20 protein-coding genes are annotated in these 19,334 nt (G+C 66.2%); 5 read left to right on the forward strand and 15 right to left on the reverse strand.

Translation table 11 applies throughout. The features are described from left to right. Nucleotides 1-12: 12 nt before the first annotated feature. The 10 genes from ACI48I_RS07750 to ACI48I_RS07795 all read right to left on the reverse strand — a co-directional run bounded on the left by ACI48I_RS07750 (nucleotide 13) and on the right by ACI48I_RS07795 (nucleotide 9,284). Nucleotides 13-2,241 carry a xanthine dehydrogenase family protein molybdopterin-binding subunit gene (locus tag ACI48I_RS07750; RefSeq protein WP_498573809.1) on the reverse strand — a complete coding sequence of 743 codons (2,229 nt, stop codon included), beginning with the start codon at nucleotides 2,239-2,241 and terminating at the stop codon, nucleotides 13-15. Continuing rightward, entirely contained in the window at nucleotides 2,238-2,726 is a 489-nt protein-coding gene (locus ACI48I_RS07755; RefSeq protein WP_498573810.1) for a (2Fe-2S)-binding protein, read from the reverse strand. The genes ACI48I_RS07750 and ACI48I_RS07755 overlap by 4 nt, the downstream gene beginning before the upstream one ends. 123 nt (nucleotides 2,727-2,849) lie before the next feature. Next, nucleotides 2,850-4,190: an erythromycin esterase family protein gene (locus ACI48I_RS07760; RefSeq protein ID WP_498573811.1), complete on the reverse strand. Its 1,341-nt coding sequence runs from the start codon at nucleotides 4,188-4,190 to the stop codon at nucleotides 2,850-2,852. Between the two features lie 4 nt (nucleotides 4,191-4,194). Beyond that, the gene (locus ACI48I_RS07765; RefSeq protein ID WP_193685336.1) at nucleotides 4,195-5,394 is read right to left on the reverse strand and encodes an SRPBCC family protein; all 1,200 of its coding nucleotides are present in this window, start codon (nucleotides 5,392-5,394) and stop codon (nucleotides 4,195-4,197) included. A gap of 72 nt (nucleotides 5,395-5,466) precedes the next feature. Further along, the gene (locus ACI48I_RS07770) at nucleotides 5,467-6,192 is read right to left on the reverse strand and encodes a phosphoribosyltransferase (RefSeq protein ID WP_498573812.1); all 726 of its coding nucleotides are present in this window, start codon (nucleotides 6,190-6,192) and stop codon (nucleotides 5,467-5,469) included. A 21-nt stretch (nucleotides 6,193-6,213) separates the two neighbouring features. Continuing rightward, the gene (locus ACI48I_RS07775; protein WP_227496421.1) at nucleotides 6,214-6,723 is read right to left on the reverse strand and encodes an Hsp20/alpha crystallin family protein; all 510 of its coding nucleotides are present in this window, start codon (nucleotides 6,721-6,723) and stop codon (nucleotides 6,214-6,216) included. A 157-nt stretch (nucleotides 6,724-6,880) separates the two neighbouring features. Continuing rightward, the gene (gene fghA / locus ACI48I_RS07780; protein ID WP_498573813.1) at nucleotides 6,881-7,720 is read right to left on the reverse strand and encodes an S-formylglutathione hydrolase; all 840 of its coding nucleotides are present in this window, start codon (nucleotides 7,718-7,720) and stop codon (nucleotides 6,881-6,883) included. A 165-nt stretch (nucleotides 7,721-7,885) separates the two neighbouring features. After that, on the reverse strand, nucleotides 7,886-8,470 hold the full coding sequence (locus ACI48I_RS07785) for a chromate transporter (protein WP_498573814.1): 585 nt from the start codon (nucleotides 8,468-8,470) through the stop codon (nucleotides 7,886-7,888). Beyond that, nucleotides 8,467-9,042 (reverse strand): chromate transporter, encoded by a 576-nt coding sequence (locus ACI48I_RS07790; RefSeq protein ID WP_498573815.1) that lies wholly within the window; start codon nucleotides 9,040-9,042, stop codon nucleotides 8,467-8,469. Before ACI48I_RS07790 ends, ACI48I_RS07785 begins: the two co-directional genes overlap by 4 nt. A gap of 65 nt (nucleotides 9,043-9,107) precedes the next feature. Next, nucleotides 9,108-9,284, reverse strand: a complete 177-nt coding sequence (locus ACI48I_RS07795) for a hypothetical protein (RefSeq protein ID WP_193685340.1) — start codon at nucleotides 9,282-9,284, stop codon at nucleotides 9,108-9,110. Between the two features lie 180 nt (nucleotides 9,285-9,464). Here ACI48I_RS07795 and ACI48I_RS07800 point away from each other — a divergent pair, with 180 nt between their 5' ends. Both ACI48I_RS07800 and ACI48I_RS07805 read left to right on the forward strand, forming a co-directional pair. Next, nucleotides 9,465-9,680 (forward strand): hypothetical protein, encoded by a 216-nt coding sequence (locus ACI48I_RS07800; protein WP_227496422.1) that lies wholly within the window; start codon nucleotides 9,465-9,467, stop codon nucleotides 9,678-9,680. 441 nt (nucleotides 9,681-10,121) lie between these two features. Beyond that, entirely contained in the window at nucleotides 10,122-12,257 is a 2,136-nt protein-coding gene (locus ACI48I_RS07805; protein WP_498573816.1) for an ATP-dependent helicase, read from the forward strand. A 38-nt stretch (nucleotides 12,258-12,295) separates the two neighbouring features. On the opposite strand, the gene ACI48I_RS07810 is transcribed toward ACI48I_RS07805, so the two are convergent. The 4 genes from ACI48I_RS07810 to ACI48I_RS07825 form a co-directional block, all read right to left on the reverse strand. Next, nucleotides 12,296-12,469, reverse strand: a complete 174-nt coding sequence (locus ACI48I_RS07810) for a hypothetical protein (RefSeq protein ID WP_193685342.1) — start codon at nucleotides 12,467-12,469, stop codon at nucleotides 12,296-12,298. A 64-nt stretch (nucleotides 12,470-12,533) separates the two neighbouring features. Next, nucleotides 12,534-13,415 (reverse strand): SIR2 family NAD-dependent protein deacylase, encoded by an 882-nt coding sequence (locus tag ACI48I_RS07815; RefSeq protein ID WP_498573817.1) that lies wholly within the window; start codon nucleotides 13,413-13,415, stop codon nucleotides 12,534-12,536. Further along, a complete protein-coding gene (locus ACI48I_RS07820) occupies nucleotides 13,354-13,719 on the reverse strand; it encodes a hypothetical protein (RefSeq protein WP_193685344.1) in 366 nt (121 codons plus the stop codon). The genes ACI48I_RS07815 and ACI48I_RS07820 overlap by 62 nt, the downstream gene beginning before the upstream one ends. Before the next feature lie 30 nt (nucleotides 13,720-13,749). Next, nucleotides 13,750-14,370: a phosphohydrolase gene (locus ACI48I_RS07825; protein WP_227496423.1), complete on the reverse strand. Its 621-nt coding sequence runs from the start codon at nucleotides 14,368-14,370 to the stop codon at nucleotides 13,750-13,752. 191 nt (nucleotides 14,371-14,561) lie between these two features. Between ACI48I_RS07825 and glpD the strand changes: the two genes are divergently transcribed. The 3 genes from glpD to ACI48I_RS07840 all read left to right on the forward strand — a co-directional run bounded on the left by glpD (nucleotide 14,562) and on the right by ACI48I_RS07840 (nucleotide 18,216). Next, nucleotides 14,562-16,112, forward strand: coding sequence for a glycerol-3-phosphate dehydrogenase (gene glpD, locus ACI48I_RS07830; protein ID WP_227496424.1), 1,551 nt, complete (start codon nucleotides 14,562-14,564; stop codon nucleotides 16,110-16,112). 258 nt (nucleotides 16,113-16,370) lie between these two features. Then, nucleotides 16,371-16,793, forward strand: a complete 423-nt coding sequence (locus ACI48I_RS07835) for a post-PEP-CTERM-1 domain-containing protein (protein ID WP_193685346.1) — start codon at nucleotides 16,371-16,373, stop codon at nucleotides 16,791-16,793. Then, on the forward strand, nucleotides 16,780-18,216 hold the full coding sequence (locus tag ACI48I_RS07840) for a PA domain-containing protein (protein WP_498573818.1): 1,437 nt from the start codon (nucleotides 16,780-16,782) through the stop codon (nucleotides 18,214-18,216). The genes ACI48I_RS07835 and ACI48I_RS07840 overlap by 14 nt, the downstream gene beginning before the upstream one ends. A 66-nt stretch (nucleotides 18,217-18,282) precedes the next feature. Here ACI48I_RS07840 and ACI48I_RS07845 read toward each other — a convergent pair whose 3' ends face one another. Then, nucleotides 18,283-19,239 carry an IS1595 family transposase gene (locus tag ACI48I_RS07845; RefSeq protein WP_498573819.1) on the reverse strand — a complete coding sequence of 319 codons (957 nt, stop codon included), beginning with the start codon at nucleotides 19,237-19,239 and terminating at the stop codon, nucleotides 18,283-18,285. Between the last annotated feature and the right edge of the window lie 95 nt (nucleotides 19,240-19,334).

A 19,334-nucleotide genomic window follows, 5' to 3' on the forward strand; every position in this document is an offset into this window, starting at 1 on the left:
CGGCTTCCCCGATCAGCTCCAGCTCAGGTCGGTCTTGCTGAGCGGTAGTTCGCGCACGCGCTTGCCCGTCGCGGCGAAGATCGCATTGCATACTGCCGGGGCGAGCGGCGGCAGCACCGGCTCGCCCAGTCCCGTGACCGCATAATCGGTCTTCAGGAAATGGATGTCGATCCGCGGCGGCGTTTCCGGCATGCGCAGCAGCTTGTACTCGTGGAAGTTGCTCTGCACCACGCGACCGCCTTCGATGTTCAGTTCCGGGTGCAGCAGCGTCGACAGGCCGTCGATCACCGAGCCCTGCACCTGGTTCTCGGCGCCGGAGAGATTCACGATCTGGGCGCCGATGTCGGTCACCACGACCACCCGGTCGACCCTCAGTTCGCCCGACTTCGAGACCGTCACCTCCGCCACTTCCGCCACATAACCGCGATGGCTGAAGTGGAAGGCGACGCCCGCGCCCTGGCCGCGCGCGAACTGCTTCTTGCCCCAGCCGGACTTCTCGGCCACTTCCTTCAACACATTCCTCATGCGCACGACGCTATAGGGCTGTCCCCGTTCGCCGGTGCCGGGAACGATGTCCTTCTCTCCCAGCAGTTCCAGGCGGAATTCGATCGGGTCGCGCCCGCCCGCATGGGCCAGCTCGTCGATAAAACTGTGGAAGACCCAGGAAAACACATTGCTGCCCGGCGCACGCCACGGTCCCATCGGGATCCGGCATTCGAGGGCGGTCTGCTCGAGCAGGCAGTTGGCCAGCCAGCGTCCCGGGAATTCGTCGCCGGACAGGCTGCCGCCGCTGCCCGGCTGCAAAATGCTCTTGCCGTCGCGCTCGATGCGGTTGGCGAAGGTGACGAAATGGTTGTGCCAGGCGACCAGCTTGCCCTGGGCATCGACGCCGCCCCGCAGGTGGTGGAAACCGCCGGCGCGGAAATGGTCGTGCTGCAGGTCGTCTTCGCGGGTCCAGGTCAGTTTCACCGGCGCCTTGACCCGTTGCGCGATGGCCGCGGCCTCGACGATGAAGTCCGAACTGAGGCGCCGCCCGAAGCCGCCGCCGCTGCGGATGATGTGGAGCACGATCTTTTCCTTCGGGATGCCGAAGGTCGCGCTGATCAGGGCCTGGCCGGCGCCCGGGTTCTGGGTCGGCGCCCACAGTTCCAGCGTGCCGTCCGCCGGCTTGAACAGGGCGGTGCAGTTCTGCGGCTCCATGCTGGCATGCGAGATGAAGGGATAGCGGTAGCTTGCTTCCACGGTTTTTGCGGCACCGGCCAGGGCCGCGCGCACGTCGCCGTCCTGGCGCAATACCGTCGTGCCCGGCTTGCCGGCGGCGGCCTCGGCCTGGGCTGCAAAACCGGCCCAGCTGTGGCCGGCGCCGGCGCCTTCGTCCCATGTCACTTCCAGCGCACGGCGCGCCTTGAACGCCGCCCAGGTCGAAGTGGCGACGATCGCCACGCCCGGACGCAGGCCGTTCAGGTTCCCGGTGCCCTCGACGATGAAGGCATCCTTCACGCCCGGCATGGCCTTGATCGCCGCCAGGTTGGCACTGACCGGCTTGCCGCCGAACACAGGGCATTTCGCATACACCGCGTACAGCATGCCTGGCAATTGCACGTCGATGCCGAACAGCGGCTTGCCGCTGACGATGGCCGCGTTATCGACGCCGCCGACGCGGGTGCCGAGCAGGGTGTAGGTGGCCGGGTCCTTCAGCTGGACCTGGGCAGCGTCCGGCAGCGCCAGTTGCGATGCGCTTGGCACCAGCGCGCCGTAGCCGAGCTTGCGGCCGCTGGCGGCATGGTGGACGGCGCCATGAAGCGCGCGGCATTCGGAGGCCGGGACACCCCAGGCCTGGGCTGCCGCCTGGACCAGCACCGTGCGCGCGGTCGCGCCCAGGCGGTGGAAATCGTTGTAATTGGTCGGCGTCGAGGTCGAGCCGCCCGCGCCCTGGCTGCCGTAGGCCGGGTTCAGGTCGCCCTGGACGATGCGCACGTCTTTCCAGTCGATTTCGAGCTCTTCGGCGATGACCATGGGCAGCGAAGTCTTGATGCCCTGGCCGATTTCCGGCTGCTTCGATATCAGGGTCACGACGCCGTCGCGGCCGATGCGGATGAAGACGTTCGGCGCGAATTCTTCCGCCGGCTTGCCCGCGTTCTGTGCGGCGAGCACGCCGCCCGGACCCATGCCGATGACGAGGGCACCGGCGCCGGCGGCCCGCAGGAAGCCGCGGCGCGAGGAAGACAGGGGCGCGTTCATGCCTTGCCCTTTCCGTGTTTCGCGCTCTCGGCGATCTCGGCGGCGCGGTGGATGCCGGCGCGGATGCGGGTATAGGTCGCGCAGCGGCACAGGTTGCCGGCCATCGCTTCGTCGATCTGGGCGTCGGTCGGTTTCGGGTGCTGTTTCAGGAGGGCGCAGGCGCTCATGATCTGGCCCGACTGGCAGTAGCCGCACTGCGGCACGTCGAGTTCCTGCCAGGCGAGCTGCAGCGGATGGCGATGGTCCCTGGCCAGCCCTTCGATGGTCGTGATCTTCGCCTTGCCGATGTTCGACACCGGCAACAGGCAGGAACGGGTCGGCGCGCCATCGATGTGCACGGTGCAGGCGCCGCACTGGCCCGCGCCGCAGCCGTACTTGGCCCCGACCAGTCCGAGCGCGTCGCGCAGCGCCCACAGCAGTGGGGTGTCGGCTTCGACATCGACCTCCTGCCGCTTGCCGTTGATGTTCAGCGTGTATTTACTCATCCACTTGCCTTGCCTTGCCTGGTGATAAACCCGAGCATCGTATCAAAAGGCGGCAGGAAAGCGGTGGCGTGAGGAAAGTTTATTGTTGGAGAATTGTTGCGGATACCGTCCATGGAGACGGTCTTAAATCCCTTCCGGATACGTTTCCGGCGGCTCGCCCGAATGCCAGCCGCTGGTCGCGTCGAGCGGCACCAGTGCTTCGGTCTGGTCGATGTGGATGACGGCATCGAACTGCTGGGCCAGCTGGGCCTTGAAGTAATGGCTCTGGCGTTCGGTGCGCGGCAAATACAGCACGCCGATCGCCCGTTCCAGGCGCTCCTCCAGCAGCAGGCGGCGCGCGGGGCCTTCGTCGCGCAGGTTCAGGTAGCAGCGCGGCAGGCCGACATGGTGCAGCAATTCCTCGTAGCTGCCGGACATGCCGGGACGCACGCGCTTGCGCTCGGCCGGGCCGTCCCACTCCGAGGCCGCCGTCACATGGCCCTCGTAGGTCGAAAAGCCCACCAGGCAGGTCTGGCCCGGGTAGGCCTTGCGCACGAGTTCGCCCACATTCCATTCGCCCAGGTTCCCCATATGGGTGGCGCGGGCGTCGCCGATGTGCGAATTGTGTTCCCAGACCACGATTTTGGCGGACTCGCCGCCCTTCGACAGGTGGCGCGCGAGGGCGTCGAGCGTCTCGGCCATGTGGCTGTCGCGCAGGTTCCAGGACGAGACCCGGCCACGGAACATGGTCCGGTAGTATTCCTCGGCGTTCTTCACCAGGCGCGCGTTCTGCTGGGCGTAGAAAAAAGCGTCTTCGCTGGAGGCGCCGTCGGCATGCATGTAGTCGAAGGCGCGCTGCTGCAGTTCCTGCAGCTGGGTCAACACCCCTTGCTGGCAGGATTCGGAGAGGCCGACGCCGGTGGCGTAACCATAATGCTGGCTGTCTTCGCCGTAATGGTCGAAGCAGGCATAGCGGCGCCGGGCTTCCTCGGCGGCGGTCGGGTCGACCTTGTCCAGGTAATTGAGGACTTCGCGTACCGAGGTGAACAGGCTGTAGAGGTCGAGTCCGTAGAAGCCGACCTTCGGCCCCGCCCTGACCCCGGCATTGTGGGTGCGCAGCCAGTCGATGAAGGTGGCGACATCGGCGTTACGCCACATCCAGGCCGGAAAGCGTTCGAAGCCGGACAGCGCGGCATCGGCGTCGGCGTCCAGGCCTTCGCCGCGTACGTAGCGGTTGACACGATAGGCATCGGGCCAGTCGGCCTCGACCGCAACTGCGGTGAATCCCTTCTCGCGGATCAGGCGCTGGGTGAGGCGCGCCCGTTCCTCGTAGAACTCGTGGGTGCCGTGGGTCGCTTCGCCGATCAGCACGAAGCGGGCGTCGCCCACGAGATTCATCAGGGCGTCGTAGTCGCCCGGTCCACCGGAGAGCGGACGGGCGGCGGCCGCCAGCGCGGCCGCGCTGATGTCGATCGCGGCCGTCATGGCGTCAGTGCAGGAAGCGGCTGCCCGACTTCTCGCGCTGCGCCGCATCGTGCGGAATCTTGCCGCGCTCGATGTATTGCTTCATGCGCGCCAGGTCGTCGTCCATCTGGCCTTTCGGGTCGGACCCGAACAGCGAGGCCAGGCCATGGCCGATGGCGCCGGCCGGCGGAGAGTAGGACAGGCGCACGGTGACGCGGGTGCCGCCACGGTAGGGCTCGAACTCGACCGAGCCCGCATTCGGGATCTGCGCGCCCGGTTCGCTGCGCCAGGCCAGGCGCCGGTTCTTCGTCTGCTCGGTGAGCACGGAATCGAATTCGAACTGGGTGCCGGCCGGACCCTGCACGACCCAGTGCGAGCGGCGGCGGCCCATGTCGCGCACGTCGACCACGTGCGACATGAAGCGCGGGAAGTTTTCGTAGTTGCTCCACATGTCGTACACCTCGTCCGGCGAGGCGTCGATGCGGATCGATTTTTCGAGGTCGATGCTGCGCCCGCGGCCGCTGCCGAGCAGCTTCGCCAGGGCCGAACCGCCGCCGCCACTGCTGCGTGCGGCGAGCGCGAGCGCGCCCAGGGCAACTGCGGCGCCCACCGGCGAGCGGCGGAACAGCCCGATCAGGCCGAGCACGCCGCCACCGACCACGGCCGGGTTGCGCAGCAGGGCAGACAGGTCGTCGCGGTTCTCCAGGTGCAGGGCCCTGGCTGCGCTGCCGGCGGCATTGCTGGCCATGCGGCCAAAGCGCGATGCGGCGGCACTGGCGCTGCTCGATGCGTCGTCGAGCATGCGCGATGCGCCGTCGACCGCATCTTCATAGCTGCGGCGGGCCGAGCCGTTCGGCTTGGCCGACTCCAGCATGCGGTTCGCGCGCGAGCCGGCTTCGTCGGCATATTTGCTTGCGCGCGAGCTGGCTTCGTCGACATATTTGCCGGCGGTGTCGCTGGCGTCCTCGAGCATCTCGCTGGCGGCGTCGCCGGCCTGGCGGGCCGCCTTGCCGATGCGCTCGCCAATGCCGTGCCAGGCATTGCCGAGCGCACTGCCGGTACGCGTACCCGCGTTGCGCAGCGCCGAGGTCGAGGTGGCGCGTCGTGCGCTGCCGCGGTCGGGATCGAGCATGTACATCAGCAGGGCGCCTGCGGCGGCTCCGCCCAGCAACTTGACCAGATCGCCTGCTTCGATGCTGCTGTCGGTAGTGGTGGTGTGTCGCATGTTGTGTCCTTTCTGTTGGTTGCTTCAGTTGCCAAAAGCGCCTGAATACCCGAAGGCGAGCTCCAGGGCGCTCTAGGGTTGCATGCGGGGCGTGCGATCTGCCCCGCTGCGCCAGGCCATTGCCAGCAAGTCCTGCACTTCCTCGTCGCTCGTCTGGTCGAACGTCTCGTACCACTGGCTCACCGCGCGAAAATGCGGCGGTGCTGCCAGGCAGACCACTTCGTCGGCCACCGCCTCCAGCGCCGCGAGCGTATCGGGCGGGGCGACCGGTGCGGCGACGACGACGCGCCGGGCGTCATGCCCGCGCGCCACCTGCACCGCGGCCAGCATCGTCGAACCGGTGGCGATGCCGTCGTCGACGATGATCACCGTCCGGCCGCCCAGCACCGGCTGCGCGCGCCCGCCCCGGTAGAGGCGGGTGCGCCGTTCGATCTCGAGCAGTTCGCGCGCGGTGATCGCGTCGACCTGTTCCTGTGTCACGCCCAGCAGCCCGGGCACGCCCGGCTGCAAGACCCGCACGCCGCCGCTGCCGACCGCGCCGATGGCGTACTCGGGCTGGTAGGGCAGGCCCAGCTTGCGCACCAGCAGGATGTCGAGCTCGAGATCGAGCGTCATCGCCACTGCGAACGCAACCGGGACGCCGCCGCGCGGCAGTGCCAGCACGACCGCGTCAGGCTGGTGCGCGTAAACGCCCAGCGCTTTCGCGAGCAATTTGCCGGCCTGCGCGCGGTTCTTGAAACGGCGGACCTCGGCCATCGTGATCACCCCGATTCCCTGCATGCCAGCCGCAGCTGGCATGCGTGGATTGCGACCGCAGGCTCAGTGGATTTCAAGCCGCCGCGCTGCGCCGCCCTGTTTCTTCGGCAGCGTCAGGTGCAGCACCCCGTTTTCCAGCTTTGCCTCCGCAGCCGCATCGTCGACTTCGCCAGGCAGGGTGAAACTGCGCATGAACTTGCGTGCTGAACGTTCAGAATACACCACGTTTTCGCCCTCGCGCCGCTCGTTTGCCTTGCGGCATTCTCCTTCGATGGTGACGCGCTGATGGTCGATCGCCACCTTCAGGTCTTCCTTCTCGACGCCCGGCATTTCGGCCTGAATTTCATAGGCTTGCTCGCTCTCGGTCATGTCCAGGCGCGGGATGCTGGTATCTCCCTGGCGCAGGCCGGCTCCCACGGTCATGGGCGCAAAGAAATCTTCGAACATGCTTTCGACGAGGCGGCCAAACCCGTCCTCGACTGTGCCGGGGCGATAGGCCGCCAGGGGCGAACTGCCTCTCCTGACGAGATTCATGGTAAGCCTCCTTTTATAATGGATGAACAAGCGCGGCATGGCGCCGCACCTGTTTTATAGGGCAGCGCAAGGGCATTTTCAAGGGTCGAAAGGGCTTCGCGAGTCCGCTTTGGGGCGGCTTTGCGGGAGGGCAGGAATGGTGCAACCAGGCGGAACTGAAAGCAGTTCCGCCGGTCAAAACGAGCGTGTGAAAGCGTTAGCCGAGCTGGCGGCGGTGGAAGCGCAAGTGGTCTTCGACGAAGCTGGCGATGAAGTAATAACCGTGGTCGTAGCCGGCGTGGCGGCGCAGGGTCAGGGGCTGGCCGGCGGCGCTGCAGGCGGCCTCGAAGGCCTCGGGGTTGAGCTGGTCCGGCAGGAATTTGTCGGCCAGGCCCTGGTCGACCAGGATGCCTTGCGGGAAGCGCACCGGACCCTCGGCCACCAGCTCGGTGGCGTCCCAGGCGCGCCAGCGCGCGCGGTCCGGGCCCAGGTAGCCGCCGAAGGCTTTTTCGCCCCAGGGGCAGCGGCTCGGGGCGGCGATCGGCGCAAAGGCCGACACCGAACGGAACAGCTCGGGCTTGCGCAGGGCCAGCACCAGTGCCCCATGGCCGCCCATCGAGTGGCCGAAGATGCCGCAGCGTTCGGCGTCGGCGCCGAATTCGCGCAGCACCAGTTCGCGCAGCTCGAGGATGTAGCTGTACATGCGGTAGTGGCGCGACCACGGCTCCTCGGTCGCGTCGACGTAGAAGCCGGCGCCCACGCCGAAGTCCCAGCTGTCGGTCTCGCCCGGCACGCCGGCGCCGCGCGGGCTGGTATCGGGCGCGACCACGATCAGGCCTTCCTCGGCGGCGACGCGCTGGAAGCCGCCCTTGATCGCGAAGGTCTCTTCGGTGCAGGTCAGGCCGGCGAGGTAGAACAGCACCGGCAGGTGTTTTCCTTCGGCGTCCGGCGGCAGGTAGACCGAGAACCGCATCGGCAGGCCGATGGCGCTTGATTCGTGCTGGTAGAAACGCTGGACGCCGCCGAACGAGGCGTGTTCGCTGAGGAGAGTAAGCATGGAAGGCTCCGGATGATCGATACCGCAAGTATGCCAGTTCGGCAAACCGGGCGCATCGCGTTGGAGCGCCTAACAAATCAGCCATGGCCGCATTGCAGCGCCTCGCCGTACCCTCGTACTGTCTTCGGCGCCGCGCCTTGCCCTGACGGTTTTGTCAGGCGCTCCTTACACGAAGCCGAGCGCTCCCAATAATGCACCGGCCCCCAGCACCCACAGCAGGTGCAGTTTCGTGCGCCAGATGACGAGGCAGCTGGCCAGCGTCAGCAGCCAGAGCGGCCAATGGTAGCCGCTGCCGCCCGCCGAACTGGCCAAAATCCAGCTGGTGGACAGCAGCAGGGCGATCACGACCGGCGCCATGCCCTGCTTGAAGGCGCGCACCGGGCGCAGCTCGCGGTTGCGGTGGCCCCATTGCGCGACCTGGTAAGTGAAGATGGTCGAGGGCAGCAGGATCCCGATCATGGTCGTCGCCACGCCGAGAAAGGCGGCGCTGGTGCTGCCGGCGTTCATGCCGACATTCCAGCCCATCAGGGCCACGAACAGCACGTTCGGCCCCGGCGCGGCCTGGGCCAGGGCGATCGAATCGTTGAACTGGGCCTGGCTCAGCCAGCCATGCTGCTCGACCAGGAAGCGGTGCATCTCGGAGGTGGTCGAGATCGCACCGCCGAGCGACATCAGGGACAACAGCATGTAGTGGGCGAACAGGTTCAGCCAGTCATGCCAGGCGAGGGTGATGTGGATGGCGCCGTTCATCGCAGGTTCCTGTAAGCAAGCACGCAGCCGAGGCCGCCAAGGGCAAGCAGCACATAAGCCAGGGGAAATTTCAGCAGGGCGACGAGCACGAAGCCGGCGGCGCCGATCGCCACGCACCACGGCAGGGGCACCGGATTGCGCTTGAGCGCCACCGACATCTTGAGGCCGGTCGCCGCGATCAGGCCGGCCGAGACCGCCGCCATGCCGCGCAGGGCGCCGGCCACCTGGGCGTTGTCGGCAAAGCGCGCGTGCAGGATCGCCAGCAGCAGGATCAGCACCAGCGGCACGGCCAGCATGCCGGCCAGCGCCGTCAGCGCGCCGCGCAGGCCGAAATAGCGGGCGCCGATCATCATCGACAGGTTGACGACGTTCGGCCCGGGCATGATCTGCGCGACCGCCCAGTCCTCGATGAACTCTTCGTTGCTCAGCCAGCGTTTGCGCTCGACGAGCTCGCGCTGGACGACCGCCAGCACGCCGCCGAAGCCTTGCAGGGCCAGGACGGTAAAGGCGACGAACAGGTCGAGCAGGGATTCGGGACGCGGGTGTTCGAAAGCGGAGGGCGGTGAAGTCATCCCGCGATTATCGCGCCCAGCCGGCTTTCTGTCACGCAAGCGCCCGGAATCAGCCTGTCCTCGGCTCAGCCGCCGCCGATCCCCCGCATGACGCGTCCGCTGCCGCCGCATTGCGGGCACTGCTTGCCGTCGGCCAGTTTGCCGCTGCCGGAGCAGGCTTCGCAGACGTCTTCGCCGGCGCCGGGCGTGCCCGGGGTGGCTTCGTCGCCAGGGTTCAGGTCGGGTTCGGGAGTCGTTGCCATGGGTGCCTCGCAAGTGGGTGGAGAACACGGCCATTCTAGGACGATCCCGGTACCGGTGGCGCTCCCTTGAGAAAGTCGTACGCTCAACTTTTTACACTTTTCGATAGGAAGTTGACATTGACATTCTTTTGTATTGATGAATACTCGTTAGGAAACTTCAACCTACGAGGCGAGGTCACTATGGAGCAATCCCCAAGCGAGCAAACGGATATATCGGCAGTCATAGACGAATCCCGGACCGACGCGCGCCAGCGCCGCATCGTCGATGCCGGCATTGCGGTCCAGGACAGCAGCAATACCATGTCCGCATTCGAATACCTGCGCACACGCGATATCGACGTCCACGTCATCGAGCGGGTACTGCTAGAGCCGCACCGGCGCCGCTCCCGCTCCTGAAAGTTTCCCACAACACTGTCTTTTTGATGTCAAAGGTGCATGTTTGTTGCGCCTGGTGACCGGCATTTATACACATAAGTTGCATTTTTTTATCTTCACCGATCTTCACGGTGGTCCTGTGCATGATCTCGCAAGTCATTGATTTTTCGTGAATTCGGTGCTGCCCGCCGAACGGGCAAATTGTTGAAACCCGCATGCGGACGGGTTTTCCGCCTGTCAAGCCCCTTCTTTTCCACAAAGTTATTCACAGACTTTGTGGATATCCGGAAAAGTTCTTTGGTTACGGCTACTTAGCAGAAAAGGATCGCGTAACACGCGAGCTTCGCGCAACGCTCGTGCACGCTTTTTACAACATCGCATCGGGCAGCAAGTGCAAAATGCACTTGCGAAGCGCTACTGGACAAATGTACAGTTGCGTTGTCTTCACCTTGTCAGTTTTCCATGTCCGCTGCCGCCGCCGTCGCTGTGCCCGCTCACTCGTCCGATCCTTTGGCTGCATCCGTGCCGGCCGCTTTACCCCCTGTCGACGATCCTTTCGCCAGCCTCAATCCCGCGCAGCGCCTGGCAGTCGAGCACGACATCGGCGCAGCGGCCAGCCGGCCTTTGCTGGTCGTGGCCGGCGCCGGTTCGGGCAAGACGAATACCCTTGCGCACCGGGTGGCGCGCCTGATCATGGCCGGCGCCGATCCGCAGCGGATCCTGCTGCTGACCTTTTCGCGGCGCGCCGCCAACGAGATGACCCAGCGCGCCGGCAATGTACTGCAGAGGATCATGGGAGGCAGTGCGGGCGGCGTCGCGACGCTGCCCTGGGCCGGCACCTTCCACAGCATCGGTGCGCGCCTGCTGCGCGAATTTTCCGGGCGCATCGGCCTGGACGAATCGTTCACGATCCACGACCGCGGCGACTCCGAAGACCTGATGGGCCTGGTACGCCACGAGATCGGGCTGACCCAGACCGCCAAGCGTTTTCCCCTGAAAGGGACCTGTCTGTCGATCTATTCGCGGGTCGTGAATTCGCGCGAACCGCTCGACCTGGTTCTGCAGAGCACCTTCCCTTGGTGCTGCGAGTGGGAAGCGGAGCTGAAACGCCTGTTCGGCGCCTATGTCGACGCCAAGCAGGAGCAGAATGTGCTCGACTACGACGATCTGCTGCTGTTCTGGGCCGAGATGGCCTCGGACCCCGAACTCGGGCCCGAGATAGGTTCCCTGTTCGACCACGTGCTGGTCGACGAATACCAGGACACCAACCGCCTGCAGGCCGCCATCATCACCGGCATGAAGCCGGGCGGGGAGGGCGTGATGGTGGTCGGCGACGATGCCCAGTCGATCTATTCCTTCCGCGGCGCCACGGTGCGCAACATCCTCGACTTCCCGGGCCAGTTCTCGCAGCCGGCGCAGGTGATTACGCTCGACCGCAATTACCGCTCGACCCAGCCGATCCTCGACGCCTCGAACGCCGTGATCGCCGCCGCGCTCGAGCGCCACGCGAAAACGCTGTGGACGGACAAGGTCGCCAGCAGCCTGCCGCAGCTGGTCCTGATTCCCGACGAGGCCGAGCAGGCGCGCTGGGTCTGCAACCGCATCCTCGAACACCGCGAAGCGGGCATCAAGTTGACGACCCAGGCCGTGCTGTTCCGGGCGGCCAGCCATAGCGCGGCGCTGGAGCTCGAACTGATGCGCCGGAATATCCCGTTCGTGAAATTCGGCGGCCTGAAATTCCTGGAAGCCTCGCACATCAAGGACGTGCTGGCCGTGCTGCGCTTTGCCCAGAACCCGAACGGGCGCATGGCCGGCTTCCGGGTGCTGCAACTGATTCCGGGCATCGGCCCGGCCACGGCCACGCGCCTGCTGGACGCGATGGCCGCGGCGCCCGAAGCGCTGGACGCGGTCGAGGCCTTCACGCCGCCCTCGAAAAGCCAGGGCGACTGGCAGGATTTCGTTACCCTGTACCGGCGCCTGCGCACGCCGGGTTTGCGCTGGCCGGCCGACATCGAGCTGGTGCGCGACTGGTACTTGCCCCACCTCGAGCGCCTGCACGACGACGCGACAGTGCGCGTGGCCGACGTCGCCCAGCTGGCCCAGCTGGCGGGCGGCCACGGCACGCGCGAAAGTTTCCTGGCGGAGATCACGCTCGATCCGCCCGAGGCCACCAGCGACCGCGCCGGACCGCCGCTGCTCGACGAAGATTATCTGATCCTGTCGACCATCCACTCGAGCAAGGGCCAGGAATGGAAATCGGTGCACGTACTGAATGTGGTGGACGGCTGCATTCCCTCCGATATGAGCACCGGAAGCGCCGAGGAAATCGAGGAGGAGCGGCGCCTGCTGTATGTCGCCATGACGCGCGCCAGGGAACATCTGCACCTGGTGGTACCGAACCGTTTCTTCATCAAGCAGCAGTCGCAGATGGGCGATCGCCATGTGTATGCGGCGCGCACCCGCTTCGTGACGCCGGCCATGCTCAAGCATTTCGAGGAATGCGTCTGGATCACGGCGGACACGGCGAAATCGAAAAAGCCGATGCCCGACAGTGTCCGGATGCTGGTGCGCGATCGTGCCCGCAGCGCGTGGAAGTGAGGCGGGGAAATGGCGCAGAGAATGTGTCTCAAGCTGACTTATCCCCCGTTGTAGGACTTTGTAGGAATTTGCTGATAACGGCCCTGTGCACGAAAGCACAGTGCGTGCAAGCCATTGATTTTAAAGGACACAATTTCTGCCTGTAGATTGGGCATTTTGTTGAAACCCGCATCAATACTGCGCTTGCGGCTTGTCAAGAGGCGCTTGTCCACACAGTTATCCACAATTCTTGTGGATATCAGCGCCGCCCTAATGAAATCAATGACTTAGCTGCAATTATTTGCGCTGCATCAGCTCAGCCATCGCTTCGAGCGCGTCCCGTGCAGTAAGCGAAATTGCAACACCCGGATGGCCGTCGAGCTGGGACGCGCGCGGATTTATGCGCACGATCGGCACGCCCTGCATCTGGCTCATGCGCCGCACAGAGGGAATGTCGATGCCGGCGCCGAGTTCGATCACGACCATTCCGCGCACCCTTGCGCGCCAGCGCCGCAGCCGTTCGAACTGCGCATCGGTCCGGTTCGCGATCCAGTCGCCGTCGTTGAACATCAGGATGTTGGGCCGGGCCAGCGCCCCGCAATGCAGACAGCGCGGCGGCGCCGAGCGCAGCCGGCAAGCCTGCGCGTCGACCAGCGGCATGAATGCGTCCGCCGTCCAGGTCGCGTTCGAGCAGGGCAGGGTGCATTGCAGGTGGTGGATCGAGCCGTGGCATTCGACGATGCGCGCCTCGTCGAAGCCGGCGCGCTGGAACTGGCCGTCGACATTGCTCGTGAAGACAAAGGCGCCGCCGGGCATATCGGCGGCCAACCTGCGCAGGATCGTGAACCCCGGGTGCGGCACCGTGTCCCGGTAGAGCTGCAGGCGATGCCCGTAGAAGCCCCAGGCAAGGGCAGGATCGTCGGCGAAGGATGCCGGATTGGCGATCTCGTGGAAGGCAATGTTTGATGCGCGCAAGGCCGGATAGGCTTGCCAGAAGCCGCTGTTGCCGCGAAAGTCGGGCAGGCCGGAATCGACGCCGATGCCGGCGCCGGCGCAGATCAGGAGCGAATGCGCTTCGCGCAGGAGTTGCGCGGCGTCGGCGAGGCCGGCGGCCTTGTCAGCGCCAGGGTTCGACAACACAGCCCCCGAGATCCACCGTTTCCAGCTTGACCGGCCCATACCATTCGTCCACCGGTACGAAGCCGCCCTTGCGCCGTATCCACGCTTGTTTGTTGTCTTTGTTGATCAGGGCCGAATGGGCAAAGCCGTCGGGCACGTCTCCCTTCTGGTTCGGCAGGCGGATGACGACCAGGTCCGCCGTGCGCACACCGTGTTCGAGCGGCCGTGGCGCTTTCGGGATCTGCTTCCTGAAACCCGAAAACGAGATGCCATAGGTTTGTACTAACTGATCGGCTGCGTTACATGCCGCCTGGACAGGGAGGGCGAGCGCGAGCGCTGCGACAAGGCTGAGAATGCGTTTCATCGGGGTCTCCTCCATACGATGCCGTCGAGCTTAGCGGATCGCTGCCGTTAGCCGATGCAGTTCGGCAAGAAAACGCTCGGCGGCCAGCGCCGGCGGCCATGGCTCCCAGGGCCGGCCGCCATAGCGCGCGACCAGCGGATCATCCTCCAATACGGCGGCCTGGATCTTGAGCGTGCTGCGTACTTCCTCGCGCGACCAGCCGGCCACGTGCACGGCTTCGCTGGCCGCTGCCAGGCGGTCGGCGCGCTTGTGGCGCGCATGGTCGAGCGGGGTCCAGGACGGCAGGCCGTAGCGCAGGAAGACCACGTGTTCCAGCCGTTTCGTCAGCGCATGAAAACCTTCGCCGAGGAAGGGCTTGATGACCGACAGCGCATCGAAGCCGAGCAGGCCTTCCTCGGCGTCGTGCAGCAGTTCGCGCAGCTCGAGCAGGGGTTCGGCCCGGTCGCCGAGCGCGGCGCGCTGCAGCAGCATGACCGTGATCGAATGCTGGGCCACCGACAGGGGCAGGGGCCAGGCCGAATGCCCGCCCCAGCGGTAGGTGCGGGCCAGGCCGAGCGCGAGGTCGGCGTCGTCCCAGTCGAAGGGGGTCGGGTTCAGCAGGTCGAGGCGCTTGCCCGACGGCATGCGCACCCAGGCGCGTTGCTGGGCCATCAGAAGATCCGGTTCGTCGTTCTCATACCCGGATTCTACAGGGCGGACGAACGCTTGCGGCCGGCATGGGCGTGCGCGTGCCGGGAGGCGCGCACGCGGATTTTCCTGGTGCCGGACCCATTGATCCATGCGAACATGGCGACATGGAGGCGGCATACACTGGATCGGTTTGTGATCCTGAAGGAGGCCCCGTGGATGACACACCGAAGCGGTACGAGTGCGACGTGCTGATCGTCGGCGGCGGCATCAACGGCGCGGCCATCGCGCGCGACGCGGCCGGACGCGGCCTCCGCGTGGTGCTGTGCGAAAAGGACGACCTGGCCCAGCATACCTCCTCGGCATCGAGCAAACTCATCCATGGCGGCCTGCGCTACCTCGAACAGCGCCAGTTCGGCCTCGTGCGCAAGGCCCTGGCCGAGCGCGAAACCCTGCTCAGCAGCGCGCCCCACATCATGCGTCCGCTGCGCTTCGTGATGCCCCATGACGCCGGCGCCCGCCCGGCCTGGATGATCCGCGCCGGGCTGTTCCTGTACGACCGCCTGGCGCGGCGCGAATTCCTGCCCGGCTCGCAGGGCGTGGACCTGCGCACCCACCCGGCCGGGGCATCGCTGCAGCCGCAGTACACGCGCGGCTTCATGTATTCCGACGGCTGGGTCGACGACGCCCGGCTGGTCGTCTTGAATGCGCTGGACGCCCGCGAGCGCGGCGCCGTCATCCTGACCCATGCGCGCTGCAACCCGCCGCAGCGCCACCCCGACGGCTGGAACGCCACGCTCGAGGGAGAAGGGCGCCACGTGCACGTGACGGCGCGCTGCCTGGTCAACGCCGCCGGCCCCTGGGCCGCGCGCTTCCTGCACGGCGCCACGAATGCGGCGGGCGGCCAGGCGCTGCGCCTGATCAAGGGCAGCCACATCGTCGTGCCGCGCCTGTTCGAACACGCGCACGCCTATATTTTCCAGCACCCGGACGGGCGCATCGTGTTCGCACTGCCCTATGAAGGCGCCTTTACCCTGGTCGGCACCACCGACGTCGACTTCCGCGGCGAGCTCGACAAGGTGGCGATCAGCGCCGAGGAAACGGTCTACCTGTGCCAGCTGGTGAACCGCTATTTCACGCGCCAGGTGACGCCTGCCGACGTGCTGTGGAGCTATGCCGGCGTGCGTCCGCTGGTCGAGGATGCGGCCGCCAGCGCGGCGACCGCCACGCGCGACTTCCGTCTCGAGCCCGACCTGGCCGGGGCACCGCTGCTGTCCGTTTTCGGCGGGAAGATCACGACCAGCCGCAAGCTGGCCGAGCAGGCCGTGGACTGGATCGGGCAGGCGCTCGGCCGCGCGGGTCACAGTCACTGCGCGGGCTGGACGGAGCAGGCCTGCCTGCCCGGTGGCGACCTCTACGGTCCGCGTCCGGACAAGCGCGGGGTGCTGGAATTCGGCGCCTGGAGCGCGCGCCAGGCAGGCCGTTATGCCTGGCTGCCGGCGCCCCTGTTCGAGCGCTATGCTCGCGCCTACGGCACCCGCATCCATCTGCTGCTGGCACGCCGCGAGAGCCTGGCGGACATGGGACCGGAAGTGCTGCCCGGCCTGTACGCGGCCGAGATCGACTACCTGATGCAGCACGAATGGGCGCGCAGCAGCGCCGACATCCTCTGGCGCCGCAGCAAGCTCGGCTTGCACATGGCACCCGGCAGCGCGGTGCGGCTCGACGAATGGATCGCGGCGCGGCAGGGTGCGGTGGCGATCTAAAGCATCGGGAGCGGTATTCCGGCCCCGGCCGAACCGGCCTCAGCGCGAAAACAACACACGAGCTCGCATAACAGCCTCTGTCTTTTCAGAGTATGGGCCGAACAATGCACGCTGTTTTGGCTCGAGAACAATACAATATTTTTGACAACATTCCCGGGGGCTGATTGTCGCCGAAGCTATAGTTCTCGACAACCGGCGCCAAGACCGGAAAGAAAAGATGCACCGATCGAAGTTCATTTTTCCAAGAGATAAACAAACATGCGTAAACCTGCATTCACACTGCGCTGCGTCGCCGCCACGGCGGCACTGGTGCTCGCTGGTTCGGCCTTCGCCGCCGGCCAGGCCGACCAGGTCGTTGCTAAAGATCCACGCACGGGCAAGATCCGCAACGCGACGGCCGCAGAAGCAAAACAGCTGAATGAACTGCGCGCCGCCGACCGCGCCGCCCAGAAAGCGGCGCGCCAGGCCGCCGGCGCCCCGGCCGCAGGCGTCGTCCGCCTGCAGCAGAACGGCATCGCTGCCGCCTATGTCGACGAAGAGTCGGTGTCGTATTCGGTGGTGCACCGCACCGCCGACGGCAAACTCGAAGCCGACTGCATCCACGGCAAGACCGCCGCCGAAACCGCCCTGACCAACCCAGTGACCAAGCACTCCGAGGAGCACCAGCATGAAGTTCAATAAGCTCCCAAGCCTGACCCTGGTGGCAGCAAGCCTGGCCCTCTCGTTCGCCGCGATGGGTTCTGCCCAGGCGGCAGCGAAGGTCGTGATCAACAACCTGAACGCGCCCGGCGTCGGCTTCAACGATCCGACCCCGGCCACCCCGGTCGGCGGCAATACCGGCACCACCATCGGCCAGCAACGCCTGATCGCGTTCACGCACGCCGCCAATATCTGGGGCGCGACCCTGACCTCGTCGGTGCCGATCGTCGTCAATGCGCAGTTCACGCCGCTGGCCTGTACCGCCACCAGCGCCGTGCTCGGCAGCGCCGGGGCCACCCAGGTGTTCGCCGACTTCCCGGGCGCGCCGAAGGCCGGCACCGTCTATTCCTACGCCCTGGCCAACAAGCTGTACGGCAGCGAGATTTCGGACAACCCCGGCGCCCAGATCAATGCCCGTTTCAATTCCGACCTGGGCAAGGCCAACTGCCTGGCGGGCAGCTCTTTCTACCTCGGCCTGGACGCCAACGAGGGCAGCAACATCGACTTCGTCGCCACCCTGCTGCACGAGATGGGCCACGGCCTGGGCTTCCAGACCTTCACGAATGGCGCCACCGGCGCCCAGTTCGCCGGCTACCCGTCGGCCTGGGACCACTACCTGCTCGACAACACGACCGGCAAGCTGTGGGTCGACATGACCAATGCCGAGCGTGCCGCATCCGCGCTCAAGCCTTCGGGCCTGTCCTGGACCGGTCCGCGCGTGACCGCGGCCGTGCCGTCGGTCCTGACCGCCACGGCCGAGCTGCGCGTGGTCGGCGCGGGCGCCAACTCGCCGAGCGGCGACCTGTACGCTGTGGGCGAAGCCGATTTCGGTCCGAAGCTGGACCAGTCGCCGCTGACCGGCCAGGTTGCCCAGGTCGCCCTGCAGGCGGACAGCCCGGGCTCGGCTTGCACCCCGTTCAACGCCGCCAATGCCGAAGCGGTGCGCAACAAGATCGCACTGGTCAGCCGCGGTACCTGCGGTTTCGTGGTCAAGGTCAAGAACGCGCAGAACGCGGGCGCGACCGGCGTGATCGTGGCGGACAACGCACCGGGCGCGGTCACGGGCCTGGGCGGTGCCGATCCATCGATCACCATCCCGGCCGTGCGCGTGAGCCAGGCGGACGGCGTGCAGCTCGCCGCCAGCCTGACCAGGGCGAACGGCAATACGAACGGCACCGTGGCCAAGCTGCAGCGTTCCAGGAGCTCGCTCTCGGGCGCCGATGCCCAGCGCCGCATCACGATGTTCACGCCGAATCCGTACCAGCCGGGCTCGTCGGTCTCGCACTACAATACGAGCGCCACGCGCAACCAGCTGATGGAGCCGGCGATCAGCGCCGACCTGACCCACTCGGTGACGGCACCGACCGACCTGACCTTCGAACTGTTCAAGGACATCGGTTGGTAATTGCCGTTCCCGCAGTACGACGCAAAACCGCCTGCATGCAGGCGGTTTTTTTTGGCGCTGTTCGCGTTAAATGTGGAATATGCCGATTGCCGCTCGCAGCAAAGCCTCTGGCGTCTTGATACGGGCGCCGTCGAGCGCCCAGCGCCAGCCGAGATAGTTGCCGAGGTAACGGCTTGCAATCCCGCGAAACGGCTGCAGCCAGCCGCGCAGGCGGCTGTGATAGGCATTCACGTTCTGGACGTGGAGTGCGCCGCGCACCCGGATTCCCGCCTGCAAGTTCACCGTTTGGTGGGTGATCCCGGCTTCGCGCGCGAAATGCCGGTAGGCCGCATGGGCGTCCGTCACCAGCAACACGTCCGGCTCCAGGCGCACTTTCAAATGTTGGTGCAATTGCGCCCGCGTCACCGGCCCCTTGCCGGGGACCCAGTCGAGCGTCTGGCCGGTCCGGTCGCGGGCGACCAGGATGCACATCTGCTCGTTCGAAATGCCGCGTTTTGTCGCTTTGCCGCCGCGCTTGCGTGGAGGTCGCTCGAGCGAGCGGGACCCTTTGTGTGATTCGAGCACATACATCTCGTCGGCCTCGGCGATCCCGGCCAGGCGCTGGGGCCGGTCGTTTTGAGTGAGCGCGAGAAAACGGTGGCGCCAGCGAAAGCTGGTGGCGCCGGCGACGCCGAGCTGGGCGGCGCTGCGCCGGATACTGTGCGAGTCGAGCATGCCGCCCAGGTAATCGAGCCAGCGCCCTTTGTGGCGCAAGCGCGCCAGCGGCGTGTTGGTGAGCGCATTGCAGGTGCGGCCGCAAGCGCGGCAACGAAAGCGCTGCAGCCCGTTGGCGCGGCCGTGCTTGTGAAACTGCTGCGCGCCGCAACCGGGACAGGCAAGTTGTGGCGCGCTCGCCTGCTCGATGACGTCCACCGTCCGATCGCGCTTGACCGTTGGCAGCAGCAGGCCGAGCAGCCGCTCGCGCTGGCGCCGGGTCAGCGCGGCCAGGTTCTTCAGGAAGTGCTCGAACTTGCGTGCATGCATGCGAACCTCCTCACGGGTGAAGTCCGGGTTGGACCTCAGCCGTTCAAGAAGATTCCACACTCAACGCGAACAGCGCCTTTTTTTTTTGCACGGCC

The sequence above is a fragment of the Massilia sp. LXY-5 genome (assembly GCF_059801075.1).

Coding starts and splice junctions, on each gene's coding strand:
- ACI48I_RS07750 (WP_498573809.1), bottom strand. CDS start 2,241: ATGAACGCGCCCCTGTCTTCCTCGCGCCGCGGCTTCCTGCGGGCCGCC.
- ACI48I_RS07755 (WP_498573810.1), bottom strand. CDS start 2,726: ATGAGTAAATACACGCTGAACATCAACGGCAAGCGGCAGGAGGTCGAT.
- ACI48I_RS07760 (WP_498573811.1), bottom strand. CDS start 4,190: ATGACGGCCGCGATCGACATCAGCGCGGCCGCGCTGGCGGCCGCCGCC.
- ACI48I_RS07765 (WP_193685336.1), bottom strand. CDS start 5,394: ATGCGACACACCACCACTACCGACAGCAGCATCGAAGCAGGCGATCTG.
- ACI48I_RS07770 (WP_498573812.1), bottom strand. CDS start 6,192: ATGCCAGCTGCGGCTGGCATGCAGGGAATCGGGGTGATCACGATGGCC.
- ACI48I_RS07775 (WP_227496421.1), bottom strand. CDS start 6,723: ATGCCGCGCTTGTTCATCCATTATAAAAGGAGGCTTACCATGAATCTC.
- fghA (WP_498573813.1), bottom strand. CDS start 7,720: ATGCTTACTCTCCTCAGCGAACACGCCTCGTTCGGCGGCGTCCAGCGT.
- ACI48I_RS07785 (WP_498573814.1), bottom strand. CDS start 8,470: ATGAACGGCGCCATCCACATCACCCTCGCCTGGCATGACTGGCTGAAC.
- ACI48I_RS07790 (WP_498573815.1), bottom strand. CDS start 9,042: ATGACTTCACCGCCCTCCGCTTTCGAACACCCGCGTCCCGAATCCCTG.
- ACI48I_RS07795 (WP_193685340.1), bottom strand. CDS start 9,284: ATGGCAACGACTCCCGAACCCGACCTGAACCCTGGCGACGAAGCCACC.
- ACI48I_RS07800 (WP_227496422.1), top strand. CDS start 9,465: ATGGAGCAATCCCCAAGCGAGCAAACGGATATATCGGCAGTCATAGAC.
- ACI48I_RS07805 (WP_498573816.1), top strand. CDS start 10,122: ATGTCCGCTGCCGCCGCCGTCGCTGTGCCCGCTCACTCGTCCGATCCT.
- ACI48I_RS07815 (WP_498573817.1), bottom strand. CDS start 13,415: ATGGGCCGGTCAAGCTGGAAACGGTGGATCTCGGGGGCTGTGTTGTCG.
- ACI48I_RS07820 (WP_193685344.1), bottom strand. CDS start 13,719: ATGAAACGCATTCTCAGCCTTGTCGCAGCGCTCGCGCTCGCCCTCCCT.
- ACI48I_RS07825 (WP_227496423.1), bottom strand. CDS start 14,370: ATGGCCCAGCAACGCGCCTGGGTGCGCATGCCGTCGGGCAAGCGCCTC.
- ACI48I_RS07835 (WP_193685346.1), top strand. CDS start 16,371: ATGCGTAAACCTGCATTCACACTGCGCTGCGTCGCCGCCACGGCGGCA.
- ACI48I_RS07840 (WP_498573818.1), top strand. CDS start 16,780: ATGAAGTTCAATAAGCTCCCAAGCCTGACCCTGGTGGCAGCAAGCCTG.
- ACI48I_RS07845 (WP_498573819.1), bottom strand. CDS start 19,239: ATGCATGCACGCAAGTTCGAGCACTTCCTGAAGAACCTGGCCGCGCTG.